The sequence below is a fragment of the Mesorhizobium sp. M4B.F.Ca.ET.143.01.1.1 genome (assembly GCF_004792275.1).
Classification (GTDB): Bacteria; Pseudomonadota; Alphaproteobacteria; order Rhizobiales; family Rhizobiaceae; genus Mesorhizobium; species Mesorhizobium abyssinicae.
Map to the genome: position 1 here is coordinate 12745 of NZ_SRSR01000023.1, position 23314 is coordinate 36058.

Genomic DNA, 23314 nt, shown 5'->3' on the forward strand with positions numbered 1-23314 from the left:
TCAAGCATGATCTTGTCCGAAAACCGGCTTCCACTTTTCGGGATCATGCTCAGCGCGCCAGGTCCGCCACCACGGCATCGAGCACGATCATGCCGGCCGTCGTGGCGCGCAGCCGGGAATTGCCGACCGGCGCGACAAGCCCCTCTTCCTGCAGCACCGCCAGTCGCGCGCTTGACAGGCCGCGTCCGGAAAACGCCTCGTAGCGCGCAAGATCGATGCCTTCGGCCAGCCGCAGCCCCATCAACAGGAACTCGTCGGCTTCCTCGGAACGCGTCAAAATCTCGCCGCCGGTGACGCCATGGCCCTTGGCCTCGACCAGATTTGCCCAGGTTTCCGGCATCCTCTCGGCGATGGTGACCGTGCGGCGCCCGTTCTCGACGAAACGGCCATGCGCGCCGGGGCCGACGCCGACATATTCGCCGTAGCGCCAGTAGGTCAAATTGTGCCGGCTTTCCGCGCCAGGCCTGGCGTGGTTGGAAATCTCGTAGGCCGGCAGCCCATGCGCGGCGGTCACCTCTTGCGTCAGCGCGTAGAGATCGGCGGCATGGTCGTTGTCGGGAATGGTGAACTTCTTCGCCGCGTGCAGCGCGTGGAACGGCGTGCCTTCCTCGATGGTGAGCTGGTAGAGCGACAGATGGTCGGCGGCATGGCCGATGGCCTGCTCGAGCTCGGCTCGCCAAGCCTCCGGCGTCTGGTCGGGCCGCGCATAGATCAGGTCGAAGGAGAGGCGCGGAAAGATCTCGCGCGCGAGCCCGATGGCATGCAGCGCCTCCTCGACATTGTGCAGCCGGCCGAGGAAGCGCAGGTCCTTGTCGTTCAGCGCCTGTACGCCGAGCGACACGCGGTTGACGCCGGCGGCGCGATAGCCGCGGAAGCGCTCGGCCTCGACCGAGGACGGGTTGGCCTCCAGCGTCACCTCGATGCCATCAGGCACCGTCCAGTTCCTCGCCACCGCATCCAGCACGGAGGCCACCGTCTCCGGCTTCATCAGCGACGGCGTGCCGCCGCCGAGGAAGATGCTGGTCACCTCGCGCGGTCCGGTGCGGGCGCGCATGGTCGCCAGCTCCGTCGCGAACGCGCGCGCAAAACGCTCCTGGTCGACCGGCTGATGGCGGACATGGCTGTTGAAGTCGCAATAGGGGCACTTGGCCGCGCAGAACGGCCAGTGGATGTAGACGCCGAAGCCGGGGCTGCGGTCGAGCAGCATCTCAGGCCGATCCCAACCTGGCGCGCGCGAATTTCTGGAAGGCGCGGGCGCGGTGCGACAGCGCCGTCGGCTGGCCCGGCTTCCAGCCGTGTTTTTGCTCGGCGCTCATCTCGCCGAAGGTCTTTTCGAACCCATTGGGCAGGAACACCGGATCGTAGCCGAAGCCGAGCGTGCCGCGCGGCGGCCACACCAGCGTGCCTTCAGCCTCACCGCGATAATATTCGGCCTCGCCGTCGGGAAACGCCAGACAGATGACCGCGACGAAACGGCCCGTGCGCTGCGCAGCTTCGGCCGCGCCGACCTCCTGCAGCGCCACTTCCGTGCGCTGCATGGCCATGCCGAAGTCGCGGCTGGCGTCGGGCGTCTCGGCCCAGTTGGCGGTGTAGACGCCGGGCGCGCCGTCGAGCGCGTCGACGCAGAGGCCGGAATCGTCGGACAGTGCCGGCAGGCCGGTGGCCTTGGCCGCGGCATATGCCTTGATGTAGGCGTTCTCCTCGAACGTCGTGCCGGTCTCGTCCGGCTCGGGCAGGCCGTATTCCTTGGCCGATTTCGCCTCGAAGCCGAACGGCGCCATCAGGTCGGCGAACTCGCGCAGCTTGCCCTCATTGTGGCTGGCGACGACGATCTTGTGTCCGTTCAAAGAATGCATCACAGGCCCCAGATCCTTGGCTCGGCGAATTCGATCGAATTGCCCGAGGGGTCGCGAAAGTAGATCGAGCGCCCGCCTTGCGGCCATTCGAAGTCGCTTTCGATGGCGATGTTCCGTGCCGCGAGGTGCTCGCGCCAGCCGGCGATCTCGTCGGCGCTGGCGGCAAAGCAGAGATGGCCCTCGCCCACCGTGCCATGCGCCGGCACCTTCAGCCTGGCGTCCGGCGCCGGCGGGATTTTGGTCGCCTCGGCGTTGAACAGCAGCAGCACGCCGGTCCCGCAGCGGAAGAAGACATGGCGGCCTTCGACCCTGGCGATCAGTTCGAGGCCGAGGATGTCGGAATAGAAGGCTTCGGCGCCATGCAAGTCTGTGACGTAGAGCGCCGATTCAAGGATCGCGGAGGGTATCACGAAGCCCCCCTCTCTGCCCTGCCGGGCATCTCCCCCTCAAGGGGGGAGATTGGCTGTATCGATTGCCTCAGCCAATCACCGGCGTAGCCAGATGGGGGCCGGCGTGGAAGCTTCCAATCTCCCCCCTTGAGGGGGAGATGGCCGGCAGGCCAGAGAGGGGGGCCCAGGCTCGGCATTCGAAAACCTACGCCACCGCCATCTGCTGCAAACTCACCAGGCGCGAAATTCCCTTCTTGGCCAGGTTCATCAGCGCCGCGAACTGGTCCTCCGAGAACGGCTCGCCCTCGGCAGTACCCTGGATCTCGACGATGCCGCCCTTGCCGGTCATGACGAAATTGGCGTCCGTGCCGGCCGAGGAATCCTCGAGATAGTCGAGATCGATGACCGGCTGGCCGTCATGGATGCCGCAGGAGATCGCCGCGACGTGGTCCTTCAGCACCTTGGAAACGCTGGCCATCTGGCGGGCTTCCATCCAGCGCAGGCAGTCATGGAGCGCCACCCAGCCGCCGGTGATCGAGGCGGTGCGGGTGCCGCCATCGGCCTGGATCACGTCGCAGTCGACGGTGATCTGCTGTTCGCCCAGCGCCTGCAGGTCGACCACGGCGCGCAAGGAACGGCCAATCAGCCGCTGGATCTCCAGCGTGCGGCCGCCCTGCTTGCCGGCGGAGGCCTCGCGGCGCATGCGCTCGCCGGTCGAGCGCGGCAGCATGCCGTATTCGGCCGTCACCCAGCCCTTGCCGGAATTGCGCATCCAGGCCGGCACCTTTTCCTCCAGGCTGGCCGTGCACAGAACATGCGTGTCGCCGAATTTCACCAGGCACGAGCCTTCGGCGTGCTTGGAGACGCCGCGCTCGAAGGAGATGGCGCGCATTTCGTCGGATTGGCGTTTGGAGGGGCGCATCGAGGCCTCTTGTCTCTGGTTCTTAAGGATTCGTGGCCGGCTTGTAGACGCATGCGGCGCATGGCGCAAAGGAAAATGGACCGGGTTGCGCGGGCACCGGCTAAGTCTATATTTGAACCGGAGGTTTTTGGCTCGAATGACCAAGGCAGTCGATCCGGCATCGCAGTCGCCCGTGCTTCAATCGCTCGATATGCGCTCGCGCGACATCTTCAGGCGCATCGTTGAATCCTATCTCAGGGATGGCGAGCCCGTCGGTTCGCGCAGCCTGTCGCGCATCCTGCCCTCCTCGTTGTCGCCCGCCACCATCCGCAACGTGATGAGCGACCTCGAGCATCTCGGCCTGATCTACGCGCCGCACATCTCGGCCGGCCGCCTGCCGACGCAGACCGGCCTGCGCTTCTTCGTCGACGCCTTCATGGAGCTCGGCGACCTCTCCGACGACGAGCGCCGCATCATCGAGGCGCAGGTGCGCGCCTCCGGCTCCGGCGCGTCGCTGGAGCACATGCTGACCGAGGCCAGCCAGATGCTGTCGGGCATGTCGCGCGGCGCCGGCCTGGTGCTCGCCGCCAAGAACGAGGTGGCGCTGAAGCACATCGAATTCATCCAGCTCGAGCCGACCAAGGCGCTGGCCGTGCTGGTGTCGCAGAACGGCGATGTCGAGAACCGCGTCGTCGACCTGCCCGCCGGCACCACCGTCTCGCAGCTGCACGAGGCGTCCAACTTCCTCAACGCCCACATCCGCGGCCGCACGCTGGCCGAGGCGCGCGTCGAGATCGCCCGCATCAAGGACGAGACCAGGGCGGCCCTCGACACGCTGTCGCAGGATCTGGTCGAAAAGGGCCTCGCCGTCTGGGCCGGCGCGGAAAGCGGCCTGCCGGCGCGCCTCATCGTGCGCGGCCGCGCCAATCTGCTCGAAAACGTCACCGCCCAGGCCGACATCGAGTTGCTGCGGCATCTGTTCGAGGATCTGGAGACGCAGGACGGCTTGATCCAGCTGCTCGATCTCGCCGAGGAAGGGCCGGGCGTGCGCATCTTCATCGGCTCGGAAAACAAGCTGTTTTCGCTGTCGGGCTCGTCGCTGGTGGTGGCGCCCTATCGCGACAAGGATGCCCGCGTCGTCGGCGCGCTCGGCGTCATCGGCCCGACGCGGCTGAACTACGCCCGCATCGTGCCGATGGTCGACTATACCGCGCAGCTGATTTCGCGCATGTTGCGGTAAGGTGTGATCCGGGTGAGACCGGCCTGACCTGGATCTCAACACACCGTGGAAGGCACAAGCAGCAAGGGAGCAAAAGAATGGCGCTGGAATCGCTCAAGGCCCAGATCAGCCTGCTGCTCGAGGAAATGGTCAACCAGCCCGAGGACCAGCACGAGATTCAGGAGCAGCTGCGCGAGAAGCTGCAGGAATTGCGCGCCATGGGCCTGCCGCTGCCGGCCGATCTGGTCGAGCTGGAAAAGCGCCTGGACGATGATTTCTACGCCGAAGGCAGCTGAAACCATCCCTCAAATCGGCGTGTGCCTGATGTCCCAGGCGGAACGACCGCCGCATCCGCCCGTTCACTATTCGCGACGGCGCCGCGTGCGGCGCCGAAACCCCTGGAGGCCAGGATGATCCGATTTGCCGGCCTTGCGGCTGCCGCCTTGCTGCTTGCAACGACGGCCTCTGCCCAGCAGGCCGGCGAGCCGGTGCTGACCGGCAAGAAGGCCTTCGGCGACTGGAAGGCCGACAGGCCTGGCGTGCGCCGGCTGATCAGGCCGGATGATCTGCAAAAGCCCTATGTCAGCCGCTCCGTGTCGAACGGCGCCGGCGTGGCGGATCGGCCGGAAGGCGCCAGGCCGCTCGTGCCATCAGGCTTTTCCATCGAACTCGTCGCGTCGGGCATCGACAATCCGCGGGTCGTGCGCGCGGCGCCCAACGGCGACCTGTTCGTCGCCGACAGCAAGGCCAGCCAGATCCGCGTCTATCGCCTCGCCGAAGGCAGCGCCAGGCCGGCGCAGGAGGCGATCTTTGCCACCGGCCTGACCCGGCCCTACGGCATCGCCTTCTATCCGCCGGGCGACAAACCGCAATGGGTCTATGTCGCCAACAGCAACAGCGTCGTGCGCTTCGCCTATCGCGACGGCGACCTCAAGGCCGAAGGCATGCCGGAAACCATCGTCCCGGAAATCCCCGCGAACCATCACTGGACGCGCGACATCGCCTTTTCGCCTGATGGCAAGACGCTCTATCTGTCGGTCGGATCGGGCTCCAACGTCGCCGAGGACATGGCCGCCGAGCCTGAAGGCGGGCTCGAGCAATGGGCGACGTCGGCGCCGCTCGGCGCCACCTGGGGCCCGGAGGAAGGCCGCGCCGACGTGCTGGCCTTCGATCCGGACGGCAGCAACCGGCGCAGCTTCGCCACCGGCTTGCGCAACTGCTCCGGCATGACCGTGCAGCCGCAGACGGGCGCGCTCTGGTGCGTCGTCAACGAGCGCGACGAACTCGGCGACAACGTGCCGTTCGAATACGCGACGACGGTCAGGCAGGGCGGCTTCTACGGCTGGCCCTGGTACTATATCGGCGCCAACGAGGACCCGCGACACGCGGGCGCGCGCGCCGATCTTGCCGGCAAGGTCACCGTTCCCGACGTGCTGCTGCAGGCGCATTCGGCGCCGCTCAACATCGCCTTCTATGAGGGCGGCAGCTTCCCGGCCGACTACAGGGGCGATGCCTTCGTCGCTTTGCACGGCTCCTGGAACCGCGGCGTGCGCACCGGATACAAGGTGGTGCGGTTGAAATTCAAGGACGGCAAGCCGACCGGCGAGTATGAGGATTTCGCCACCGGCTTCGTCATCTCCGACGACGACGTCTGGGGCCGGCCGGTCGGCGTCACCGTCGCCAAGGACGGTGCGCTGATCCTGACCGAGGACGGCAACGGCACCATCTGGCGTGTTATTTACGGGGACGGCCGGTCCTGAGAAACCTTACGCTGGTCGACCCCCACTCCGTCTCGGCTTCGCCGAGCCACCTCTCCCCCGATCGACGGGGGAGAGGAAAGGCGCCAAGCTTTTTTGCAGTCAACGCTCGCCAAGCAAGGCTCCCTTCCTTTCCCTCCGGAGGGGGGAAAGGTGACGCGGCGTAGCCGCGACGGATTGGGGGAACCACGTGGCAATCAAGCCTCGGGCCGTCAGTTAGCCTTGTAAGGCGAAGACCACGATGGTCTGGTGCAATGGATTCCGACCGTGAGGGAATTCAACCCTCGCCTGTTCCATGCGATAAGACCCTCCGATCTGGAACCTTATCCATGACGCTCACCGGATTCCTCGCCTACAGTGCAGCTCTCGGCATCGCCGCCGCCATTCCGGGTCCCGGCGTCACCGCGCTTGTGGCGCGGGCGCTGGGTTCCGGCTTCCGCTCGTCGCTGGCGATGTCGTTCGGCCTGATCCTCGGCGACCTCACCTACCTCACCGCCGTCATGCTCGGCCTCGCCTTCGTCGCGCAGACCTTCGGCATGGTCTTCCTTGCCATCAAATGGGCGGGTGTCGCCTATCTCGCTTTCCTCGGCTGGCGCTTCTGGACCAGCGGCATCTCGCCGGAGACTGTCGAGGCGCGCAAGGGCAAGGGCGGGCTCGCCGCCTCCTTCCTGGCCGGCCTGACGGTGACGCTCGGCAATCCGAAGACGATGATCTTCTATATCGCCATCACGCCGACCATCGTCGACCTGAAGGCGGTGACGCTCGCCGACTACGGCATCCTGGTCACGCTCACCGTCCTCGTCCTGCTGGTGGTGCTGGTGCCCTATCTGGCGCTGGCCGCCAAGGCGCGCTGGTTCCTCAAGTCGCCGCGCGCGCTGAAGGCGCTGAACCGCACCGCCGCCGGTTTCATGGTTGGCGCGGCGGCCGCCATCGCCGCCCGTCAATAGGCTGCAATCTCAACCGGCCTCCATTTCGGGGAAAGCATTCCGGAAACGGGCCGATCCGGAAAATGCTTTTCCGGGGCGGCAGCGTTTTCAGCACGCGCCCCACTCGGATATTTTCGGCCGGCAGCCTATCTTGCGCGGCTGAAAGCCCTATTCTGTCGCTTGATGCAATTGCCTGCCTGACCTGGGAGCGAAACAATGAACAAGCCCGTCACCTCCGCGCGCGTGCCCGGCCGCGGCCGCGTCTTCAATTCGATCACCGAGACGATCGGCGACACGCCCCTGGTGCGGCTCGACAAGTTCGCCAAGGAGAAGGGCATCGTCGCCAATCTCCTGGCCAAGCTCGAATTCTTCAACCCGATCGCCTCGGTCAAGGACCGTATCGGCGTTGCCATGATCGAGGCGCTGGAAGCCTCTGGCAGGATCGCCCCCGGCAGGACGACGCTGATCGAGCCGACCTCCGGCAACACCGGCATTGCGCTCGCCTTCGCCGCCGCCGCCAAGGGCTACAAGCTGATCCTGACCATGCCGGAGACGATGTCGGTCGAGCGGCGCAAGATGCTGGCGCTGCTCGGCGCCGAACTGGTGCTGACCGAAGGTCCCAAGGGCATGAAGGGCGCCATCGCCAAGGCCGACGAGCTTGCCGCCACCTTGCCCGACGCCATCATCCCGCAGCAGTTCGAGAATCCGGCCAACCCCGAGATCCACCGCCGCACCACGGCCGAGGAGATCTGGAACGACACCCAGGGCGAGGTCGACATCTTCGTCTCCGGCATCGGCACCGGCGGCACCATCACCGGCGTCGGCCAGGTGCTGAAGAAGCGCAAGCCTTCGCTGCATGTCGTCGCCGTCGAGCCGGAGGCTTCGCCGGTGCTGTCCGGCGGCCAGCCCGGCCCGCACAAGATCCAGGGCATCGGCGCCGGCTTCGCGCCGAAGATCCTCGACACCACGATCTATGACGAGATCGTCAGGGTCTCCAACGAGGATTCCGTCGCCAATGCGCGGCTCGTCGCCCGCCTTGAAGGTGTGCCGGTCGGCATCTCGTCGGGCGCAGCACTCCAGGCGGCGATCGTCGTCGGCTCGCGGCCGGAGAACAAGGGCAAGACCATGGTCGTCGTCATCCCGTCCTTCGCCGAGCGCTACCTGTCGACCATCCTGTTCGACGGGCTGGGGGCTTAAGCAGCCTTGACGGACCGTCGCGGGACGCTGGACCGCTGAAAAAACCCGTGTGGCGTCAGCGTGGCGCTTGAGCGCCGCGCGGCTTCCGGTGCAAATCTCCCTCGGCCCGCGCGGCCATTGGGAGGATTCATGTACAGACTTTACACGCGCCCCGGCAGCGGCGGCTTCGTCGTCGAGGCGGCCCTTGCCCTGGCGGGCGCGCCGTTCGACCAGGTCGACGTGCCGAAGAAGGACCCGCCCGACCAGGCCTTCCTCGACATCAGCCCGTTGAACCAGGTGCCGGTGCTGACCTTGCCGGACGGCCGTTCGATCACCGAGTCGGCGGCGATCTGCATCCTGCTCGCCGAGCGCCATCCGGAAGCCGGACTGGCGCCGGCGGCGGGCTCGCCCGCCCGCGCCGACTTCCTGCGCTGGATGGCCTTCATGTCGTCGGTCCTCTACCCGGCGGGGCTGCGTTTCTATTATGCCCATCGCTACACCGCGGCGCCGGACGGCGTGGAGGCGGTGAAGCAGGCCGCGCTGGCCGAGATGGATCGCGGCTTTGCCATCCTCGACAAGGCCCTCGCCGGCCGCGACTGGCTGGTCGGCGAGCGGCTGTCGCTGGCCGACGTCTACCTGGTCATGCTGGCGGCCTGGCATCCCGAGATCGGCAAGGTCGCCGCCGCCTGGCCCGATATCGAGCGCCTGTGGGCCAGGCTGCGCGATCATGACCTGATCCGCAAACTGAATGCCGCCCACGCGATGTGGTGAGCGGGACGTTTATCCTGGCGCGAGGCCGTCGAGCAGGAAACCGAGGCCTCTGCGGAAAGCGCCGTCCCAGTCGTCGTCCAACAGCAGCCGGGAGCGTTCGATTGTCGCGTAGCGCTCGCTGAGACGGGTGAGGCGCTGCTGCGCGGCGGCCCTGTCGTCGTCCGACAGGTCGAAGCTCGCCCGGGTGATGGTGGCGCCCATCACATAGTTCCAGAGCGACCATATCGCGGCGTTGATGTCCGCGTCCGCCACGCCGGCCCTGGACAAGGCCTTGCCCAGCAGTTCCAGCCGACTGAGGATGTTCGGGCCAAGCGCCCGGCGCGGCAACAGCGATGCCGACCAGGAATGGCTGAGCATGCTGGCGCGCCAGTCCTCGAGTATGTGAACGATCTCGCCGCGCCAGTCTTCGGACTGAGGTTCTTGCGGCGATCCGCGATACTCAAGCACCGCGTCGAGCGCCAGATCGAAGACATCCTCCTTGCTGTCGACGTGCCAATACAGGCTCATCACGCCCGAGCCGAGGCGATCGGCCAGCCGACGCATCGTCAATCCGTCGATCCCTTGCGCGTCCAGCAACTCCACCGCGGTGGCCACGATACGCTGCCGGGACAGAGGCGGCTCGCCCGCGGGCCGGGGCGGTTGACCTGGCCGCTGAGACCGTTTGCTTCGGGCGCCGCGATTGGCTGCCATTCGTCTTCCTCGCGTATCGGAGCCGCGATTCTGGCAGGCAACGCCAGGAATGTCGATGCCGCGCGGTTGACTCGTACATCGTACCATACGATGACTCGGACGCCGTACGAGTCGCGTGCGGCGATGAACCGAATTGCGATCGTGGGTGCGTTGCTCGCAGCCCGCAGAGCCAAGAGAAACTCATGCCACGCTCAATCAAGCACCTGCCCATCGGAGGGCTAATCATCATGACCATCGGAGTTCCCGCTGCGACGACAGCGAACGAGGACGATCGCAAGCTGGCCATCGTCAATCCACGGAACCTCCACGACCCGTCGCCGAATGGCTACAGCACGGCGGTGATCATGCCCCGGGGAGCACGGGTCGCCTACATTTCCGGGCAGGGCGGCCAGGACGGCACGGGCGCCTTGTCGCCGGACTTCGCCGTCCAGGTGAAACAGGCCTATGCGAACCTGCGCGCCGCGCTGGAGGGGATTGGCGCGAAACCCGATCAGGTCGCCAAGCTCACGGTCTTCGTGGTCGATCACGACATGTCCAAGCTCGAGGTGCTGACCATCAACGTCAAGGACATGTTCGGCAAGGCGCTGCCGGCGCAGACGCTGGTTCCCGTTCCCAAGCTGGCGATCGACCCCATGCTGTTCGAGGTGGAGGCCGTGGTCGTGCTTGATTAGAGCATCGTGAGCTTCGCCCGCTTTTCCTGCAGGAAGCGGCGGACGGCCGGGTCCCGTTCGAGGCCGATCGCGCGGTCGTAAGCCTCGGCCGCCAATCCGGTCGTGCCGAGCCTCGCCAGCAGGCCGGCGCGGGCAGCCCAATAGGGCTGATAGTCATCCAGCCGCTTGTCGTCACCCAGGACGTACAGCGCCGCCAACCCGGCCGCCGCGCCCTCATCCTCGGCGATCGCCACGGCGCGGTTGATCGCCACGACAGGCGAGCCGGCGAGGGCCAGCAGCGCGTCGTAAAGCTGGCGGATCGCTGCCCAGTCGGTGCGGCCGCCGCGCCGCCGCGCCGTGTGGGCCGATTGCACGGCCGCCTCCAGCTGGTAGCGGCCGATGATCTCCTTGGCGGCGGCACGTTCGAGCAGGTCTTCCGCCTCGTCGATCAGCGTGTTGTCCCAGAGCGCGGTGTCCTGCTCGGCAAGCGGCACGAAGTCTCCGTCCGGGCTGCGCCGCGCCGCCCGCCGCGCTTCGGCGAACAGCATCAGCGCCAACAGCCCTACCGCCTCCGGCTCGTCCGGCATCAGCGAAGCCACCAGCCGGCCGAGCCAGATGCCCTCGGTGGCGAGGTTGCGGCGCCGCGTCTCGGTGCCGGCAGGATCGGTCCAGCCTTCGGCGAAGGCGGCGTAGATCGCCTCCAGCACCGCGTCCAGCCGCTCGCCGAGCTCGGCCCGCTCCGGCACCCGGAACGGAATGCCGATCTCGCGGATGCGGGTCTTGGCGCGCACCAGGCGCTGGCCCATCGTCGCCGGCGAGACCAGGAAGGCCGAAGCGATGGTCGCCGCGTCGAAGCCAAGGATGGTCTGCAGGATCAGCGGCGCGCGCACGCTGGCCTCGATCGCCGGATGGGCGCAGGCAAACATCAGCCGCAACCGTTCGTCCGGCAGCTCTTCGTCGGTCATGCGGGCCTCCACCTCCTCGGCGATCAGCTTGAGATGATCGCGCGCCGCCTCGCCGGTCTGCCGCCGCCGCACCGCGTCGACGCCTCGTCGGCGCGCCACCGCGAGCAGCCAGGCTTCCGGCTTTTCGGGCACGCCGGTCTGCGGCCAGCGCTCGAGCGCCGCCGCGAAGGCATCCGCCAGCGCGTCCTCGGCGCCGGCGACATCGCGCGTGCGCGCCGCGAGAAAGGCGACCAGCTTGCCGTAGCTTTGCCGGGCGGCCGCTTCCGCCGCCGCCCGCGCGATCTCCGGGCGATTGTCCATCACTGGGTCAATTCGCGGAGGGATAGTCGCTCATTTCCCAGATCGGCCGCACCTCGATCGTGCCGGCGCTGGCGCCCGGGCAGCGCGCCGCCCAGGCGATGGCCGCATCGGCGTCCTCGGCCTCGATCATGTAGAAGCCGGCGAGCTGCTCCTTGGTGTCGGCATAGGGGCCGTCGAGCACATTGGTCTTGCCGTCGGCCGTGCGCACCGCCGTTGCGGATTGCGTCGGCCGCAGCCGGTCGCCGGCGAGCCAGGCGCCGGATTTCTTCAAAGCCTCGGTATAGGCGCCATAGGCGGCGCTGATCTGGTAGGTCTTCTCGCTCGGCGCGGTCGCCATCGCGGCTTCGTTTGCGTAGATTAAAAGCATGTATCGCATGGTCTTCTCCCGTTTTCTCGAAGGCCGCGTCATCGCCGGCCTGACCAATGTCGCCTGGGCCAGGCGGATTTCGACAGGTGCTGCGAAAATCTTTCGACCCGCGCGGCGCCTCGCGCAAGCTGGCGGCGATGATCCGTGAATCTGCGAGGATTGTCGGAGGCCGAATCTCGCCGCCGGCCGGGCCGCTCCAGCCCTGGCGGGATTCTAGCCGATCAGCCGCTCCCGCAGTTCCGCCGACGGGATCTCGCAGCTGTCCGTCCTGCCGAACAGGGCGTAGCGATTCTTGGCGATGCGGTCGTAGAGCCAGTCGCGCAGCGGCCGCGGCAGGGCGAGCAAAACCTTCGCCGCGCGCCATGGCCAGCCAAGCTCGGCCATCACGGCGATGAAGCCGTCCAGTTGGGTGAAGGCCTTTCCGTCGATCAGGGTCAGGCTGGTATCGTAGCTGTCGGTCGCCAGTCCGTGGGTGCGAAACAGCGCTTCGCCCAACGGCGACTGCGCCGTGGCGAAGCGGAAGCGCTTCCGGCGGTCGAACCGCACCACCGTCCGCACGAAACCCGAGCAGAACACGCAGACGCCGTCGAAGACGATCAGCGGCTGGGTTGCATCGTAAGCTTGCGGCGGAGGAAGGGGACGCTTCGGTTCGGGCAGGTCAATCATGTCGGCCCCGGCTGCTGGTGTCGTCAGACACTAAGCCAGCCGGCGGCGGCGTCAAAGCGGTGGCGTTGTCGCACGCCGCCGATCGGCCAGCGCGGGGCGCTCGGCGCGATAGGTGGTTGCGCGATGGCTGTCGGCCGGTTTGCAGATCCGGCTGTCATGACGGCTCTCCAGCGTCATGATCAGTGCGCGCTGATGCCGAGCGAGTTGCCGCGGCGGGCGCAGGCCGGGCCTGGGCCGCGCATGTAATAGCGCTCAGGCCGATAGGTCGGCGCGACGAATTCGCGGATGGCGGCGGCATAGCCGGCAATGTGGTTCCAGAACTTCATTTCCCTGTCCCTGTCCCGATTTCGGATGTCCCGTCCGAATTGCGGGCATCATAGCGTCGAGGCGTGAATAGTCGGTGAACGTGATGTTAATTTCTGGTCCGAAATGCCCTGCTTCGTGGCCGGAATGCGGCTGATTCGGGGTCTTTCAGAGCCATTTGCCGGCATTTTGCCCAATGTGACTTTTGCATCACATATGTTTCGTCTCGATGTCGTTCGGACGCGGTTCTGTTTCAACCGCGCGCGCCTCGGCGAAATTTCCGTGCGTGGCCCAAGTCAGGGCCCTGTCTGGAAGCGGCCTGTCTCCCGGAACCGGAGCGGGCTCTGCCCGTTCTCGGTTGAACCACCCCGCTCACGGAGTTCGTCATGGCGCCGCGCCCGGCCTGGAAAGGCTATCTCAAGCTGTCGCTGGTCACTTGCGCCATCGAGCTGACCAACGTCGTCACCCACGCCGAAAAGGTCTCCTTCCGCATCCTCAACCGCAAGACCGGAAATACGGTGAAGCGCATCTATGTCGATGCCGAGACCGGCAAGCCGCTGGAGGAAGGCGACGAGATCAAGGGCTATGAGCTCGAGGACGGCGAGTTCATCCATATCGAGGAAGACGAGATCGAGTCCGTCCAGATCGAATCCTCGCATACGATGAGCCTCGACGGCTTCGTCGACAAGGCCTCGATCCGGCAGATCTACCTCGACACGCCCTATTATGTCTCGCCGGCGGACAAGGTGTCGGAGGAGGCCTTTGCCGTCATCCGCGACGCCATGGCGGGCAAGAAGATGGCCGGCCTCGCCCGCATCGTGCTCTACCAGCGGGAACGCCCGGTGGTGATCGAGCCGCTCGGCAAGGGCATGGTGCTGACCACGCTTCGTTACGACAACACGGTGCGCCAGCCCGACAGCGTCTTTGGCGATATCAAGTCGGTCAAGACCGACGACGAGATGATAGACCTTGCCGAGCACATCATCGACCGGAAGGGGACAAAATTCGATCCGTCGAAGTTCGACGACCGCTACGAGGATGCCCTGCTCGAGCTGATCCGCGCCAGGAAGGCCGGCAGGAAGGCGCCGAAGGCCAAGGCGCCGCCGAAGCCGTCCAATGTCGTCAACCTCTTCGATGCGCTGAAGAAGAGCCTGAACGCGGAAGGCGCGGGCAAGGCCGCGTCGAAGGCGAAGCCAAAGCCAAAGGCCGGACGCGGCAAGGCCTCCGCTCCGCGGCGCAAATCGGCATAGGAGGCCGCAGCCATGGCCAGCCTCGAGCAGTATCGGGCCAAGCGCGATTTCAGGAAGACCGCCGAGCCGGCCGGCAAGCTGTCGCGGAGCGGCAAGAAAGCCGCCGGCATCTTCGTCATCCACAAGCATGCCGCGACCAGGCTGCACTACGACCTGCGCCTCGAGCATGACGGCGTGCTGTGGAGCTGGGCGGTGACGCGCGGCCCGAGCCTCGATCCGCACGAGAAGCGGCTGGCCGTGCATGTCGAGGACCACCCGATCGACTACGCGCCGTTCGAAGGCACCATCCCCAAGGGCGAGTATGGCGGCGGCTCGGTGATCGTCTGGGACGAGGGCAAATGGATTCCGGAAGGCGATCCGGCCAAAGCGATGAAGAAGGGCCATATCGGCTTCGAGCTGGAAGGCCACAAATTGCATGGCCGCTGGCATCTCGTGCGGCTGAAGCCGCGCTCCGGCGAAAAGCGCGACAACTGGCTGCTGATCAAGTCCGACGATGCCGCCGCGCGTCCCGGCGAGGACATCCTGAAGCAGGAGCCGAAATCGGTGAAATCCGGCCTGACGATCGAGGAGGTCGGCGAGGGCAAGACGGCCAAGGGCGCGAAGCCGAAAGTCTGGCACTCCAACAAGCCGGCAGCAGCCGGCAAGGCAAGAGCCGGGCCTGCCAAGCGGCTGGAGTTCATCGAGCCGCAGCTCGCCACGCTGGAGAAGGATGCACCTTCCGGCGACGACTGGCTGCACGAGGTGAAATTCGACGGCTATCGCATGCAGGCGCAGATCGCCGGCAGCGAGGTGAGGCTGCTGACCCGCGCCGGCCTCGATTGGACCTCAAAATTCGACGGTCCGGTCACCGCAGCGCTTGCCGGCCTCAAATGCCGCGATGCCATCATCGATGGCGAGATCATCGTTTTGGCCGACAGCGGCGTGTCGTCCTTCGCCCTGCTGCAGGCCGATCTCTCCGCCCGCCGCGCCGATCGCTTCGTCTACTACGCCTTCGACCTGATGCGCCTCGACGGCAAGGACCTGCGCCGCGAGCCGCTGGTCGAGCGCAAGCAGGCGCTGGCGGAACTGCTCGGCGAGCAGCCGCAGGATTCGGCGCTGCGCTTCAGCGACCATTTCCACGAGCCGGGCAAGGTGATGCTGCAGCATGTCTGCCGCATGGGTCTCGAAGGCGTGGTTTCCAAACGCGCCGACGCGCCTTACCGCAGCGGCCGCGGTCTCAGCTGGGTGAAGTCGAAATGCACGCTGCGGCAGGAATTCGTCATCGGCGGCTACCTGCCCTCGGACAAGACCGGGCGCGGCCTGCGCTCGCTGCTGGTCGGCTATTATGAGGGCGGCAAGCTGCACTATGCCGGCCGCGTCGGCACCGGCTTTTCCGGCAAGATGGCCGCCGACCTCAAGAAAAGACTCGACGGACTCACCGCAAAAACGTCGCCCTTCTCCGCCGCCGTGCCGAAGGGCAAGGGGCTGGTCTGGGTCGAGCCCGATCTTGTCGGCGAAGTGGAGTTCCGCAGCTGGACCTCGGACCGTATAATACGTCACGCCTCGTTCCAGGGGCTGCGCGAAGACAAGCCGGCGGAGGAAGTCGTGCAGGAGAAGCCCAGTAAAGCCGCCGGCAAGGGCGCGGCCGAGGCGAAGGCGGCGCCAAACGCTGCGTCAGCCAAGACCTCGGTGAAGCTCTCCCACCCGGAGAAGCTCTTATGGCCCGACGAGAAGGTCTCCAAGCAGGATCTGCTTGACCATTACGCGCTGGTCTGGCCGCGCATGGAACAATTCGTCGTCAACCGGCCGCTCAGCCTGGTGCGGGCGCCGGACGGCATCGGCGGCCAGCGCTTCTTCCAGAAACACGCCTCGCCCGGCATGAGCGACAAGATCGCCAGGATGAAGGATCCGACCGATGGCGAGGAGATCCTCTACATCAAGGATTTCGACGGCATTGCCGCGCTGGTCCAGTACGGTGTCGTCGAGGTGCATATCTGGGGCTGCACGATCGACGCGCTGGAAAAGCCCGACCAGATCATTTTCGACCTCGATCCCGATGAGGGCGTCGACGTCAAGGCGGTGCGCGAGGCGGCGCTCGACATCCGCGGCAAGCTGGACGAGCTGTCGCTCGCCAATCTGGTCAAGACCTCCGGCGGCAAGGGCTATCACGTGCTGGTGCCGCTGAAGCCGTCGGCGGATTGGGACGAGGTCAAGGACTTCGCCCATGATTTCGCCCGCGCGCTGGAGCAGGCTTCGCCCGACCGCTACACCGCGACGCTGTCGAAGAAGGCGCGCACCGGCAGGATCTTCGTCGACTATCTGCGCAACGGCCGCGGCTCGACCACGGTCGCGCCTTACTCGTCGCGCGCCAAGAAGGGCGCCACCGTGTCGATGCCGGTGACCTGGCCGGAACTCGAGAAGGGGCTGGCGCCCAACGCCTTCCCGCTCGGCGATTCCACCACGCTGGGGCAGTTGAAGAAGGCCGATCCATGGAAGGATTTCTTCAAGCTGGGCAAGCCGTTGCAACGCGGCTAGGGAAATCAGGCCAGAAACACCCTCTCGAACGCTTGCCTGCCGGTCGGCGAGAATACCACCGCGCGGCTGTCCTTTTCGCGCCGCGCCCATTTCTCGGCGATGATCTTGTCGAGGATTGCGGCGCCCAGCGTGCCGGCGAGGTGCGAGCGCCTGACGCTCCAGTCGAGGCAGGCGCGGCACACCGGCCGCCTGGCCTTGGCCTCGACATCGATGCCGAGCGCGGAAAAATGCGAGGCCGCCGCCGGGCCAAGCCTGATCTCGCTGTCGTCGCGCAGCAACACCTCCCTGTCGATCAGGCGGTCGAGCATCGCCACCGCCTGCTCGCCGGCGAGATGGTCGTAGCAGACCCGCGCCACCCGCATCGCGGCGTCGCGCGGGCCGGGCCGCACACGCTTGGGGCCGACCGCTTCGGCGACGCCGATGATCGCCTCGATCATGCCGGCGACTTGTGGCCCGGCGAGCCCGTAATAGCGATGGCGTCCCTGGCTGGCGAGCGTCAGCAATCCGCCCTCCATCAGCTTCGACAGATGCGAGGAGGCGGTGGGCAGCGACACGCCGGCCTCCAGCGCCAGCTCGGAGGCGGTCAACGCCGTGCCGCCCATCAGCGCGGTGAGCATGTTGGCGCGGGCCGGATCGCCGACCAGGCTGGCGATGCGGGCGATATCTGGTCCTTCACGCATAGTTCGATCCTTGTCGAAGCATTCCTGCGAGGAAATCACTATTGTCGGTTCAGTTCAAGGAGCGGACGACCATTGAGGCGCCCACTCCTGACATGAAGCTGACTAGCATGCCGACGGAAGCGATGTTTCGACCGCGCTCGAACTGTCGTCACTGCAAACCCAACCTGACGAGGAGACCGCCATGACCATCACCTGCTTCATCCGCTACGAGATCGATCCGTTCGGCAAAGCGGCCTTCGAGGACTATGCGCGTGCCTGGGGCCAGGCCATCCCGCGCTGCGGCGCCGACCTCATCGGCTACTTCGCGCCGCACGAGGGTTCGGCGACCACGGCCTATGCCGCCTACAACATCGACAATCTCGCGGCCTATGAGGCCTACCGCGCCCGGCTTGCCACCGATCCGGCCGGCAAGGCGAATTACGAGTTCGCCCGGCGCGAGAAGTTCATCGTCAAGGAGGACCGCATCTTCCTGAAGCTGGTGTCGGGCCCCCACGGGCCGCGGCAATTGTTCCGGACCGACGTCACGGTCAAGGAAGGGGTAGAGGCATGATCGCCGTCATCTTCGAGGTCGAGCCGGCGGCGGGCCGGCGCGAGGCCTATCTCGGCATCGCCGCCGAGCTCCGGCCCCTGCTCGACGGCATCGACGGCTTTATCTCGATCGAGCGCTTCCAGAGCCTCGCCGATCCGAACCGCGTGCTGTCGCTGTCCTTCTGGCGCGACGAGGAGGCGGTGAGGGCCTGGCGCAACACCGAGGAGCACCGGCAGGCGCAGCAGGCCGGCCGTGGCGGAATCTTTGCCGGCTATCGTCTGCGCATCGCCCACGTCGTGCGCGACTACGGCCTGACGGAGAGGGCCGAGGCGCCGGCGGATAGCAGGGCGGCGAATGGGTAGCGCCTTCCCCCACAAGGGGGGAAGGGAGAGGCTCCGCTCTACGCATTCCCGATCAGCACGCCGGCCGTGAACACCAGCGCGCCGCCCAGCACCACCTGGAAGGCGGCGCGCCAGAACGGTGTCTGCATGTAGCGGTTCTGCACGAAGGCGATCGCCCACAATTCGAAGAACACCACCACGGCGGCGACCGCCGTCGCCGTCCAGAAGAACGGGATGAGATAGGGCAGCGCGTGGCCGAGACCGCCGAGCGTCGTCATGATGCCGACGGTCAGCCCGCGTTTGATCGGCGAGCCGCGGCCGGACAGCTTGCCGTCGTCGGACGCGACCTCGGTGAAGCCCATCGAGATGCCGGCGCCGATCGAGGCGGCAAGCCCGACCAGGAAGGTCTGGAATGTGTCGTGCGTGGCGAAGGCAGCGGCGAAGATCGGCGCCAGCGTCGACACCGATCCGTCCATCAGCCCGGCCAGTCCCGGCTGCACATAGGTGAGGATGAACTGCCGCTGCTCGGCCGTCGCCTCCTCGATCTTGATCTCGCCCGGGACATGCTCCTGTTCCAGTTGATGCGCCGAGCTCTCATGGCCCTGCTCGGCCACCGCCAGTTCGTCGAGCAGTTTGCGGGTCGAGGCATCGGTGGTGCGCTTGGCGGCCTCGACATAGAAGCGGTAGGCCTGCTGTTCCATCGCCTCGGCCTGCCGGCGCACGGTCTCGATGCCGAGCGGCCTGACCAGCCAGTCGGGCTTGCGCTCGTAATAGCCCCTGACATGCTCGCGCCGGATCAGCGGAATGCGCTCGCCGAAACGCTTGCGGTAGAGCTCGATCAGCGAATCGCGGTGGCCGTCCTCTTCCTCCGCCATCGCCTCGAACACCTTGGCCGATTGCGGAAAATCTTCCGCCAGCCCGTCGGCATAGGCGCGGTAGATGCGCCCGTCATCCTCCTCCGACGATATGGCCAGCGCCAGGATCTCCTGCTCGGAGAGCGAATCGAAGGAACGGCGGCCAAAGCCGAAAACACGTGAAAGCATGAGCATGGCACTCTAGATTAGAATTATTCTAAACTATGGTTTGACCCGTTGCCGGTCAATCGCGCATCGTCCGCGGGAACAAAATTTGTTGATCCGGGACAGGCCTTAATTGTTGCCGAACGTTCACCTATATAACCGAACCTAAGCCGAAAGAAAGGAATTCCCGGATGTCGCCGAGAGAGCATGCGCACGCCTTTGATCCGAAACCCGTCCTCGATCTCATCGCCAGCATCGAGGCCGACCTGCAGCGCCTGAAAGGCCTGGTCGAGCAGCAGGTCGAGAAATTCGATCCCGCCAATCCGCACAACAAGGCTCCCGACGGCAAGCTGACGGAAGAGGGCGTCGAGTGCTGCTACCGCATGTTTGACGACGGCAAGTCGCGCTATTCGGTCGCCCAGCAGATGAAGATCTCGTTCGCCGCTGCCACCCACCGCTTCAACGCCTGGCGCAAGCTCGGCGGCAGCAAGAGGCAAAGGACGCTGTTGGGGTGAGAGGCGGCCACTTGCCACCCTCGGCGCCGCCCCTCATTGCCCTGCCGGGCATTTCTCCCCGTATAGTGACGGGGAGAAAGGGCTGGCCGTGGCCTCAGCGCCATTCTTGCAACGTTGGTGATTGGCGAAAGCCGCGATGACAGCGCCCTCTCCCCGTCACTATACGGGGAGAGGAAGCCGGCAGGCAGGTGAGGGGCGGCGCCAACGGCAGCTATGATCCGCCAACCTTGTAACCGTCACATTTTTTCGTTGGCGCGCCGCAGCCTTTTCCGTGCACCATGGGCGGTCTGTTTGCTCAAGGCCGCGCCCATGACCGTCCCTCCCGGCATCGCCGATATCCGCAACGCCGCCACGCGCCTCTCCGGCCTGATCGTCGAGACGCCGCTGATCGAATCGCCGGAGCTCAACAAGCGCTTCGGCGGCCGCATCCTGTTCAAGCCGGAGACGCTGCAGCGCACCGGCTCGTTCAAATTCCGCGGCGCCTACAACAAACTGTCGTCGCTGGGCGAGGCGGAGCGCGGTCGCGGCGTCGTCGCCTTCTCCTCGGGCAATCACGCGCAGGGCGTCGCCGCTTCCGCCGCGATGTTCGGCGTCAAGGCGGTCATCGCCATGCCGGCCGACGCGCCGGCGATGAAGATCGGCAATGTCCGCAAGATGGGCGCCGAGGTGGTTCCGTTCGACCGCTTTCGCGATGACCGCATGACGGTGGTTCGTCCCTGGCTGGACAAGGGCATGGCGCTGGTTCCGCCCTTCGACGATCCGGCAATCATCGCCGGCCAGGGCACCATCGGTCTCGAGCTGATGGCCCAGGCCAGGGCTCTCGGCGTCAGCCTCGACGCGGTCGTCATTCCCTGTGGCGGCGGCGGCCTGTCGAGTGGCATTTCCGTTGCCGTCAAGGATGCTTCGCCCGGCACCGCCGTGTGGGCCGCCGAGCCGGAACATTTCGACGACACCCGCCGTTCGCTGGCCAGGGGCGAGAGGGTCGCCAACGAGCCCGGCCACACCTCGATCTGCGACGCCATCCTCACCGCCGAGCCCGGCGCCATCACCTTCGAGATCAACCGCAAAAACCTCGCCGGCGCCGTCGCCGTGTCCGACAAGGCGACGGCGCAGGCAATGCGCGACGCCATGGCGTTCCTGAAGCTGGTGGTCGAGCCCGGCGGCTGCGTGGGCCTCGCCGCGCTCTCGTCCGGCGAGATCGATCTCGCAGGCAAATGCGTCGCTGTCGTGCTCTCCGGAGGCAATGTCGATTTCGGCACTTATGCGGAGATCATGGCGGCGGCTTAGGGGACTGCCGGCATGGACGCCTGGGTCGTTCGATGGAGCCGTCAAAGCAAAAACGTCTTGCCGACCACGGATGGAGCGACCGTCTCGCCATAGGCGGCCGCGAGCGCGCTCACGGCGCGCCAACCCGTGCAATGCCCGGGCGATATCAGCTGCAGGTCGAACTGGGCCAGCGCTTCGACCGTCTCCGGGATGATCGGCTCGGTCACCCCCGAGAGGTGGAAGCCGCCGAACACGCCGTAGAGCGGAATTTCCGGAAACCGAGCCCGGGCGTGGGTCAGGACGTTGATCAGGCCGGCGTGCGAGCAGGCGGTGAAGACGATTTGCCCCTTGCCGGCCACGTTGATTGCCAAATAGCGCTCGTCCGGCATCACTTCGTCCAGTTCCCAGTTGCCTGCGGCGGTTTGGCGATACTGGCCGGGAAAGCCGCGCTCGAAGCGGGTCACGCGCGGGATCTCGCCGCTGACATAGAACGTCTCGTCAAGAAGCAACTGCTCGTCGCGGGTGACGATGACATCGGCCCCGCTCCCGGACAGGACCTCCACGCTCGGCACCAGTTCCCTCGGCCGAAACTGCCCATCGGCGGATTTGGTCGCCCGCAAGGCGAACATGTCGGGATGCATGTAGGTCGGGACGGGCCGCCCGCCATTGCCCATCGTGATCATCTGCAGGGCGCGCGGCATTGCGCCCGCGTGATCCCAGTGCCCATGCGACAGCATTACCGCCCCAACCTCCCCGAGATCGACGCCGAGCCTGACCGCGTTGCGCTCGAACACCCATTCCTCGGGCCCGGTGTCGAACAGCAGCGTGCGGTTGGCCGATGCCGTCCGGACGGTGATCAGGCAGGAAAGCCCATGCGCGGCGCAGCACAGGCATTTGCCGGACAGCCATGGCATGCCGCGACGGCGAAGGCGGGCGAACTCGGTCTCGACGAAGCCGGGGCTCGACGACAGGCTGTCCGTCGCGTTGTCGACGAGAAAGATGACCTCTGCCGTATCGACGACCCTCATCGGACCAGCTCTGATGATACAGGAACCACCACTCTATCGCATTCGGGCAGTCCGGCACAGCCGCGACAGCGTACGGAGCCCATGCCTTGCTGGACCTAGTCCAGCGTCCGCCTGAACCGCACCAGCGCCACGCCGGCGAACAGCGCCACGACCAGCACCAGCCAGCCGATCTCGGTCGCCACCGCCGGCAGCTCGGCGCCCTTCAGCATCACCGCGCGGATGATGCGCAGGAAATGCGTCAGCGGCAGGATCTCGCCGAACAGCTGCGCCCAGCCCGGCATGCCGCGATAGGGGAACATGAAGCCCGACAGCATGATCGAGGGCAGGAAGAAGAAGAAGGTCAGCTGCAGCGCCTGCATCTGCGTGCGGGCGATGGTCGAGATGGTGTAGCCGAGCAGCACCAGCGCCAGCACGAAGATCAGCACGGCGGTCAACAGCAGCGAGATCGAGCCGGTGAACGGGATGGTGAACAAGAGCTTCGCCGCCGCCAGCACCACCACCACCTGCACGGCGCCGACCACCAGATAGGGCAGCACCTTGCCCATCATGATCTCGAGCGGGCTGGAGGGCATGGCGAGCAGGTTCTCCATCGTGCCGCGCTCGGTCTCGCGCGTCAGCGCGATCGACGTCATCATCACCATCGTCATCTGCAGGATGACGCCGAGCAGGCCGGGCACGATGTTGTATTGCGAGATGCCCTCGGGATTGTAACGCCGGTGCACCACCACTTCGAGCTGGCCCTTGGCGGTTTCCGCCGCCGCCTCCTGCATGCCGCGCGCCCGAAGCAGCGCCTGGTTGGCGACCGTGCCCAGCGTCGAGATGGCGCCGCTCGCCACCGCCGGGTCGGTGGCGTCGGCCTCGATCAGGATCTGCGGACTGTCGCCACGCTCGACGCGGCGGGCGAAATCGGCGGGAATGGTGACGACAAAGGCGACGTCGCCGCGCGACATCAGGAACTCGGCCTCGGCGGCACTTTGCGCGACATGGTCGAAGCGGTAGTAGCCGGTGGTCTGCAGCGCCGAGACCATGGCCCGCGTGTAGGGGTCGCTGCTGGTCGCCACCAGCGCCGCCGGCAGGCTCTTCGGATCGTTGTTGATGGCATAGCCGAACAGCACCAGCTGCATCAGCGGTACGCCCAGCATCATGGCGAAGGTGATGCGGTCGCGCCGCATCTGGATGAACTCCTTGATCAGCAGCGCGCCGAGCCTGGCGAAGGAGAACAGGGCGCTCATCCTG

General features: G+C 66.3%; 26 protein-coding genes. 13 read left to right on the forward strand and 13 right to left on the reverse strand.

The window, feature by feature from the left end; translation table 11 throughout:
* Positions 1-49: 49 nt before the first annotated feature.
* The 4 genes from hemW to rph all read right to left on the reverse strand — a co-directional run bounded on the left by hemW (position 50) and on the right by rph (position 3167).
* On the reverse strand, positions 50-1207 hold the full coding sequence (gene hemW / locus EN786_RS32875) for a radical SAM family heme chaperone HemW (protein ID WP_127284851.1): 1158 nt from the start codon (positions 1205-1207) through the stop codon (positions 50-52).
* Position 1208: 1 nt separating this feature from the next.
* Positions 1209-1856 (reverse strand): RdgB/HAM1 family non-canonical purine NTP pyrophosphatase, encoded by a 648-nt coding sequence (rdgB, locus tag EN786_RS32880; RefSeq protein WP_127311632.1) that lies wholly within the window; start codon positions 1854-1856, stop codon positions 1209-1211.
* The gene (locus EN786_RS32885; protein ID WP_127284853.1) at positions 1856-2266 is read right to left on the reverse strand and encodes a VOC family protein; all 411 of its coding nucleotides are present in this window, start codon (positions 2264-2266) and stop codon (positions 1856-1858) included. Before EN786_RS32885 ends, rdgB begins: the two co-directional genes overlap by 1 nt.
* A gap of 184 nt (positions 2267-2450) precedes the next feature.
* Positions 2451-3167 (reverse strand): ribonuclease PH, encoded by a 717-nt coding sequence (rph, locus tag EN786_RS32895; protein WP_127284854.1) that lies wholly within the window; start codon positions 3165-3167, stop codon positions 2451-2453.
* A 136-nt stretch (positions 3168-3303) separates the two neighbouring features.
* On the opposite strand from rph, the gene hrcA reads away from it, so the two are divergent.
* The 6 genes from hrcA (at position 3304) to EN786_RS32925 (ending at position 8995) form a co-directional block, all read left to right on the forward strand.
* Entirely contained in the window at positions 3304-4386 is a 1083-nt protein-coding gene (gene hrcA / locus EN786_RS32900; RefSeq protein WP_127284855.1) for a heat-inducible transcriptional repressor HrcA, read from the forward strand.
* A 77-nt stretch (positions 4387-4463) separates the two neighbouring features.
* Entirely contained in the window at positions 4464-4661 is a 198-nt protein-coding gene (locus EN786_RS32905; RefSeq protein WP_127284856.1) for a hypothetical protein, read from the forward strand.
* Between the two features lie 114 nt (positions 4662-4775).
* Positions 4776-6125, forward strand: coding sequence for a sorbosone dehydrogenase family protein (locus EN786_RS32910; protein WP_127309591.1), 1350 nt, complete (start codon positions 4776-4778; stop codon positions 6123-6125).
* A gap of 326 nt (positions 6126-6451) precedes the next feature.
* Positions 6452-7069, forward strand: a complete 618-nt coding sequence (locus EN786_RS32915; RefSeq protein WP_127309590.1) for a LysE family translocator — start codon at positions 6452-6454, stop codon at positions 7067-7069.
* Positions 7070-7264: 195 nt separating this feature from the next.
* Positions 7265-8245, forward strand: coding sequence for a cysteine synthase A (cysK, locus tag EN786_RS32920; protein WP_127309589.1), 981 nt, complete (start codon positions 7265-7267; stop codon positions 8243-8245).
* Between the two features lie 129 nt (positions 8246-8374).
* Complete coding sequence (locus tag EN786_RS32925; protein WP_127309588.1) at positions 8375-8995, forward strand: glutathione S-transferase family protein; 621 nt, start codon at positions 8375-8377, stop codon at positions 8993-8995.
* Positions 8996-9004: 9 nt separating this feature from the next.
* Here EN786_RS32925 and EN786_RS32930 read toward each other — a convergent pair whose 3' ends face one another.
* Positions 9005-9685 carry a TetR/AcrR family transcriptional regulator C-terminal domain-containing protein gene (locus EN786_RS32930; protein WP_127309587.1) on the reverse strand — a complete coding sequence of 227 codons (681 nt, stop codon included), beginning with the start codon at positions 9683-9685 and terminating at the stop codon, positions 9005-9007.
* Positions 9686-9867: 182 nt separating this feature from the next.
* Between EN786_RS32930 and EN786_RS32935 the strand changes: the two genes are divergently transcribed.
* Entirely contained in the window at positions 9868-10356 is a 489-nt protein-coding gene (locus EN786_RS32935; protein ID WP_127309586.1) for a RidA family protein, read from the forward strand.
* Here EN786_RS32935 and EN786_RS32940 read toward each other — a convergent pair.
* From EN786_RS32940 to EN786_RS32955, 4 genes are all read right to left on the reverse strand, one after another.
* Positions 10353-11600, reverse strand: coding sequence for an RNA polymerase sigma factor (locus EN786_RS32940; protein WP_127309593.1), 1248 nt, complete (start codon positions 11598-11600; stop codon positions 10353-10355). The two genes, EN786_RS32935 and EN786_RS32940, sit on opposite strands and share 4 nt — an antisense overlap.
* Positions 11601-11607: 7 nt before the next feature.
* On the reverse strand, positions 11608-11976 hold the full coding sequence (locus tag EN786_RS32945) for a YciI family protein (protein ID WP_127285448.1): 369 nt from the start codon (positions 11974-11976) through the stop codon (positions 11608-11610).
* 204 nt (positions 11977-12180) lie between these two features.
* On the reverse strand, positions 12181-12633 hold the full coding sequence (locus tag EN786_RS32950) for a DCC1-like thiol-disulfide oxidoreductase family protein (RefSeq protein ID WP_127285447.1): 453 nt from the start codon (positions 12631-12633) through the stop codon (positions 12181-12183).
* 179 nt (positions 12634-12812) lie between these two features.
* Positions 12813-12959: a hypothetical protein gene (locus tag EN786_RS32955; RefSeq protein ID WP_126057275.1), complete on the reverse strand. Its 147-nt coding sequence runs from the start codon at positions 12957-12959 to the stop codon at positions 12813-12815.
* A 363-nt stretch (positions 12960-13322) separates the two neighbouring features.
* Here EN786_RS32955 and EN786_RS32960 point away from each other — a divergent pair, with 363 nt between their 5' ends.
* Both EN786_RS32960 and ligD read left to right on the forward strand, forming a co-directional pair.
* Positions 13323-14186 (forward strand): Ku protein, encoded by an 864-nt coding sequence (locus tag EN786_RS32960; RefSeq protein WP_127285446.1) that lies wholly within the window; start codon positions 13323-13325, stop codon positions 14184-14186.
* Positions 14187-14198: 12 nt separating this feature from the next.
* Entirely contained in the window at positions 14199-16700 is a 2502-nt protein-coding gene (gene ligD, locus EN786_RS32965; RefSeq protein ID WP_127309585.1) for a DNA ligase D, read from the forward strand.
* A gap of 5 nt (positions 16701-16705) precedes the next feature.
* Here ligD and EN786_RS32970 read toward each other — a convergent pair whose 3' ends face one another.
* Positions 16706-17380: a winged helix-turn-helix domain-containing protein gene (locus EN786_RS32970; protein ID WP_127309584.1), complete on the reverse strand. Its 675-nt coding sequence runs from the start codon at positions 17378-17380 to the stop codon at positions 16706-16708.
* 181 nt (positions 17381-17561) lie between these two features.
* On the opposite strand from EN786_RS32970, the gene EN786_RS32975 reads away from it, so the two are divergent.
* Together EN786_RS32975 and EN786_RS32980 are read left to right on the forward strand one after the other, a co-directional pair.
* Entirely contained in the window at positions 17562-17930 is a 369-nt protein-coding gene (locus EN786_RS32975; RefSeq protein ID WP_127285443.1) for an NIPSNAP family protein, read from the forward strand.
* Positions 17927-18271, forward strand: coding sequence for an antibiotic biosynthesis monooxygenase (locus EN786_RS32980; protein WP_127285442.1), 345 nt, complete (start codon positions 17927-17929; stop codon positions 18269-18271). The genes EN786_RS32975 and EN786_RS32980 overlap by 4 nt, the downstream gene beginning before the upstream one ends.
* A 38-nt stretch (positions 18272-18309) precedes the next feature.
* Here EN786_RS32980 and mbfA read toward each other — a convergent pair whose 3' ends face one another.
* Positions 18310-19293 (reverse strand): iron exporter MbfA, encoded by a 984-nt coding sequence (mbfA, locus tag EN786_RS32985; RefSeq protein ID WP_127309583.1) that lies wholly within the window; start codon positions 19291-19293, stop codon positions 18310-18312.
* Positions 19294-19460: 167 nt separating this feature from the next.
* On the opposite strand from mbfA, the gene EN786_RS32990 reads away from it, so the two are divergent.
* Both EN786_RS32990 and EN786_RS33000 read left to right on the forward strand, forming a co-directional pair.
* Positions 19461-19784 carry a hypothetical protein gene (locus tag EN786_RS32990; RefSeq protein ID WP_127309582.1) on the forward strand — a complete coding sequence of 108 codons (324 nt, stop codon included), beginning with the start codon at positions 19461-19463 and terminating at the stop codon, positions 19782-19784.
* 309 nt (positions 19785-20093) lie between these two features.
* Positions 20094-21071: a threonine/serine dehydratase gene (locus EN786_RS33000; protein WP_127309581.1), complete on the forward strand. Its 978-nt coding sequence runs from the start codon at positions 20094-20096 to the stop codon at positions 21069-21071.
* Positions 21072-21112: 41 nt separating this feature from the next.
* Here EN786_RS33000 and EN786_RS33005 read toward each other — a convergent pair whose 3' ends face one another.
* Positions 21113-22078 (reverse strand): MBL fold metallo-hydrolase, encoded by a 966-nt coding sequence (locus EN786_RS33005; RefSeq protein ID WP_135909607.1) that lies wholly within the window; start codon positions 22076-22078, stop codon positions 21113-21115.
* A gap of 95 nt (positions 22079-22173) precedes the next feature.
* Positions 22174-23310: an ABC transporter permease gene (locus EN786_RS33010; protein ID WP_127309592.1), complete on the reverse strand. Its 1137-nt coding sequence runs from the start codon at positions 23308-23310 to the stop codon at positions 22174-22176.
* Positions 23311-23314 lie beyond the last annotated feature (4 nt).

What these genes read in the sequence shown, in the direction of transcription:
- hemW (WP_127284851.1), bottom strand. Translation starts at nt 1,207, where the DNA reads ATGCTGCTCGACCGCAGCCCCGGCTTCGGCGTCTACATCCACTGGCCG.
- rdgB (WP_127311632.1), bottom strand. Translation starts at nt 1,856, where the DNA reads ATGCATTCTTTGAACGGACACAAGATCGTCGTCGCCAGCCACAATGAG.
- rph (WP_127284854.1), bottom strand. Translation starts at nt 3,167, where the DNA reads ATGCGCCCCTCCAAACGCCAATCCGACGAAATGCGCGCCATCTCCTTC.
- hrcA (WP_127284855.1), top strand. Translation starts at nt 3,304, where the DNA reads ATGACCAAGGCAGTCGATCCGGCATCGCAGTCGCCCGTGCTTCAATCG.
- EN786_RS32905 (WP_127284856.1), top strand. Translation starts at nt 4,464, where the DNA reads ATGGCGCTGGAATCGCTCAAGGCCCAGATCAGCCTGCTGCTCGAGGAA.
- EN786_RS32910 (WP_127309591.1), top strand. Translation starts at nt 4,776, where the DNA reads ATGATCCGATTTGCCGGCCTTGCGGCTGCCGCCTTGCTGCTTGCAACG.
- EN786_RS32915 (WP_127309590.1), top strand. Translation starts at nt 6,452, where the DNA reads ATGACGCTCACCGGATTCCTCGCCTACAGTGCAGCTCTCGGCATCGCC.
- cysK (WP_127309589.1), top strand. Translation starts at nt 7,265, where the DNA reads ATGAACAAGCCCGTCACCTCCGCGCGCGTGCCCGGCCGCGGCCGCGTC.
- EN786_RS32925 (WP_127309588.1), top strand. Translation starts at nt 8,375, where the DNA reads ATGTACAGACTTTACACGCGCCCCGGCAGCGGCGGCTTCGTCGTCGAG.
- EN786_RS32930 (WP_127309587.1), bottom strand. Translation starts at nt 9,685, where the DNA reads ATGGCAGCCAATCGCGGCGCCCGAAGCAAACGGTCTCAGCGGCCAGGT.
- EN786_RS32935 (WP_127309586.1), top strand. Translation starts at nt 9,868, where the DNA reads ATGCCACGCTCAATCAAGCACCTGCCCATCGGAGGGCTAATCATCATG.
- EN786_RS32940 (WP_127309593.1), bottom strand. Translation starts at nt 11,600, where the DNA reads ATGGACAATCGCCCGGAGATCGCGCGGGCGGCGGCGGAAGCGGCCGCC.
- EN786_RS32945 (WP_127285448.1), bottom strand. Translation starts at nt 11,976, where the DNA reads ATGCGATACATGCTTTTAATCTACGCAAACGAAGCCGCGATGGCGACC.
- EN786_RS32950 (WP_127285447.1), bottom strand. Translation starts at nt 12,633, where the DNA reads ATGATTGACCTGCCCGAACCGAAGCGTCCCCTTCCTCCGCCGCAAGCT.
- EN786_RS32955 (WP_126057275.1), bottom strand. Translation starts at nt 12,959, where the DNA reads ATGAAGTTCTGGAACCACATTGCCGGCTATGCCGCCGCCATCCGCGAA.
- EN786_RS32960 (WP_127285446.1), top strand. Translation starts at nt 13,323, where the DNA reads ATGGCGCCGCGCCCGGCCTGGAAAGGCTATCTCAAGCTGTCGCTGGTC.
- ligD (WP_127309585.1), top strand. Translation starts at nt 14,199, where the DNA reads ATGGCCAGCCTCGAGCAGTATCGGGCCAAGCGCGATTTCAGGAAGACC.
- EN786_RS32970 (WP_127309584.1), bottom strand. Translation starts at nt 17,380, where the DNA reads ATGCGTGAAGGACCAGATATCGCCCGCATCGCCAGCCTGGTCGGCGAT.
- EN786_RS32975 (WP_127285443.1), top strand. Translation starts at nt 17,562, where the DNA reads ATGACCATCACCTGCTTCATCCGCTACGAGATCGATCCGTTCGGCAAA.
- EN786_RS32980 (WP_127285442.1), top strand. Translation starts at nt 17,927, where the DNA reads ATGATCGCCGTCATCTTCGAGGTCGAGCCGGCGGCGGGCCGGCGCGAG.
- mbfA (WP_127309583.1), bottom strand. Translation starts at nt 19,293, where the DNA reads ATGCTTTCACGTGTTTTCGGCTTTGGCCGCCGTTCCTTCGATTCGCTC.
- EN786_RS32990 (WP_127309582.1), top strand. Translation starts at nt 19,461, where the DNA reads ATGTCGCCGAGAGAGCATGCGCACGCCTTTGATCCGAAACCCGTCCTC.
- EN786_RS33000 (WP_127309581.1), top strand. Translation starts at nt 20,094, where the DNA reads ATGACCGTCCCTCCCGGCATCGCCGATATCCGCAACGCCGCCACGCGC.
- EN786_RS33005 (WP_135909607.1), bottom strand. Translation starts at nt 22,078, where the DNA reads ATGAGGGTCGTCGATACGGCAGAGGTCATCTTTCTCGTCGACAACGCG.
- EN786_RS33010 (WP_127309592.1), bottom strand. Translation starts at nt 23,310, where the DNA reads ATGAGCGCCCTGTTCTCCTTCGCCAGGCTCGGCGCGCTGCTGATCAAG.